Here is a 1855-nt window from a genome sequence, read left to right on the forward strand (position 1 = left end):
GGTCGCGGGCGTGCCGGACGCGGACGCCGGGCAGGTCGACCGGGGCGCGCGCCACCAGGTCGGCCAGGGGCTCGACGAGCTCGACCGGGGCGGTGACCCGGACCCGCGCCCGGCAGCGGAGCAGCACCGGCGCGGGGACCTCGCCGGCCCGCACCCGCGGGTCGTCCGCCAGCGGCGCCCCCTCGGCGGCGACCGCGCCGTCGCGCAGCCACACCCCGACGTCCCCGGCCCGCAGGAGCGAGGCCATCGTCAGCAGGGCCTGCTCGGGCGTCCATCCCCGGTCGTCGACCTCCACCACGACGAGCGGGGACGCCCAGACCGGGCCCGGCGGGCGGGTCGCGGGCGAGGGGAGCAGCGTGGCCAGGGTCGCGGCCTGGGCGTTCTGCACGGCGCGGCGGTCGACCTCGCGCCCGGCGAAGTCGACGCCGTCGTGCCAGGCCACCGCGCCCGGGACGTGGCGCAGCTGCGCGCCGGCGAGCCAGCACCGGTTGGCGATCTCCCAGTCCTCGCCGCCGTAGGCCCGGAACGAGGGCTCGAAGCCGCCGACCCGCTCGAACAGGCTGCGGTGCATGCTGAGGACCGCGGCGATGACCCAGCGGTAGGACTCGTCGTCCGCCGCCCGCAGGTCGTCGGTCCAGCGGAACCCGTCGACCAGCCAGCGCGGCTCCTCGAGCTCCTCCGGCGCGCCGCCCGTCCCGGCGAACCAGGCGGACAGCCTGGCCGGGGTCCACCCGGCCAGGTCGGCGTGCCGCCGGCGGCCGACGACGAGCACCTCGCCGGTGCCGCCGGGGGCGGCCAGGTCCGCGGCGGCGGTCGCGTCAGTCTCCGCGAGCACCGCGGCGAGGTAGCCGGGCTCGGGCACCGTGTCGCCGTCGAGGAAGCACAGCACCCTCCCCGTGCCCGCCGCGGCGCCGAGGTTGCGGGCGGCGGCCGCGCGGAACCCGTCGTCCTCCTGGGCCACGAGCCGCAGCGCGTACGGCTGCGGCGGCAGGACCGGAGCCACCGGGGAGCCATCGTCGGCCACGACGACTTCGAACCGGTCCGCCGGGAGCGTCTGCGCGGCGAGCCCGGCGAGCACGAGGGCCAGCCGGTCGGGTGCGTCGTAGTGGGTGACGACGACGGACACCTCGGCGGTCTCGGGGCTCTCGGGGACCTCGGGGACCTCGGTCACGACGGCCAGCCGGCGAGGGTGAGGCGGGCCGCCTCGGCGGGACCGGGGCCGACCGGCGCCCCGGGGTCGAGCCGGGTGATGGTCGGGTCGTCGAGCGCCCTCCGGACGCCGTCGGCGAGGGCGGCCGGGTCGTCGTCGACGAGCAGCAGCCCGCCCGGCGCCCGGCGGTCGACCTCCTCGGTGTACCGGCTGCGGACTGTGACCGGGCGGCGGCCGGCCGACAGCCAGGCGGTGAGCGAGGCCGACGCGGACACGTGCCGGGGCGCGAACACGGGCACGTCGACCGCCCGAAGCAGGGCCGGCAGGTGCGCGTCGTCGACCCAGCCGTCGACGACCAGGGGCCGGCCGGACGCGCGGGCCCGCCCGGCCAGGTCGTCGAGCAGGTCCTCGTGGCCGGGGGACGCCCCGCCCAGCACCCGCAGCCCGACGTCGGCGGGCAGCCCGTCGAGGGCGGCGAGCACCTCGGCGTGGCCCTTGCCGGGGTAGACCCAGCCGAGCACGGCGACCTGGCGACCGGGGGTCCCCTGGTCCGCCTCGGAGGCACCGGCTGACGGGGACGCCGCGTCCGGCGCCCCGCCCTGCCCGCCCGGGTCCGGCGCGACGACGGGCGAGGGGCCGGGCGGCGGTACCGCGAGCGGGACGACCCGCACGGGGGTGGCGGCGGCCGGCGTGCCGGCGGTGACC

At 79.7% G+C, this 1855-nt stretch carries 2 protein-coding genes; both read right to left on the bottom strand.

From position 1 onward, the window contains the following. The coding region (locus WCS02_RS20055; protein WP_340296064.1) for a glycosyltransferase family 2 protein at positions 1-1171 on the bottom strand (1171 nt) is incomplete at its 3' end. Next, positions 1168-1855, bottom strand: a 688-nt coding sequence (locus WCS02_RS20060) for a glycosyltransferase family protein (RefSeq protein ID WP_479688812.1), incomplete at its 5' end; no start/stop codon positions are given. The genes WCS02_RS20055 and WCS02_RS20060, both read right to left, overlap by 4 nt.

This window comes from Aquipuribacter hungaricus, assembly GCF_037860755.1.
Lineage (GTDB): Bacteria > Actinomycetota > Actinomycetes > Actinomycetales > JBBAYJ01 > Aquipuribacter > Aquipuribacter hungaricus.